Source organism: Halorubrum sp. SP3, from assembly GCF_005435195.1.
GTDB lineage: Archaea > Halobacteriota > Halobacteria > Halobacteriales > Haloferacaceae > Halorubrum > Halorubrum sodomense.
In genome coordinates this window covers 1-232 of record NZ_SGTU01000715.1, presented here as the reverse complement: position 1 = coordinate 232, position 232 = coordinate 1, and the positions used below count along the sequence as shown (strand labels likewise).

Below are 232 nucleotides of genomic sequence, written 5' to 3'. Positions count from 1 at the left end.
CTTCGTCAACGACCCGGCGAAGGTGGAGACGGTAACCGAACAGATGCCAGAGCGCCTCCGCGAGCTCGACGAGTGGGGGATGGCGTACTCCCGCACGGACGGCGGCGAGATCGACCAGCGCTTCTTCGGCGCGCAGTCGTTCCGCCGGACCGCCTTCGCGGGCGACCACACCGGCGAGTCGCTGTTGGACACGCTCGTCGAACGCGCACAGGAGCTGTCGGTGCCGTACCGC

At 69.0% G+C, this 232-nt stretch carries 1 protein-coding gene; it reads left to right on the top strand.

What is annotated here, in order from left to right; all coding sequences use genetic code 11:
* A partial coding sequence (locus tag EXE42_RS18040) for an FAD-binding protein (RefSeq protein WP_137707140.1) occupies nucleotides 1–232 on the top strand: 232 nt, incomplete at both ends.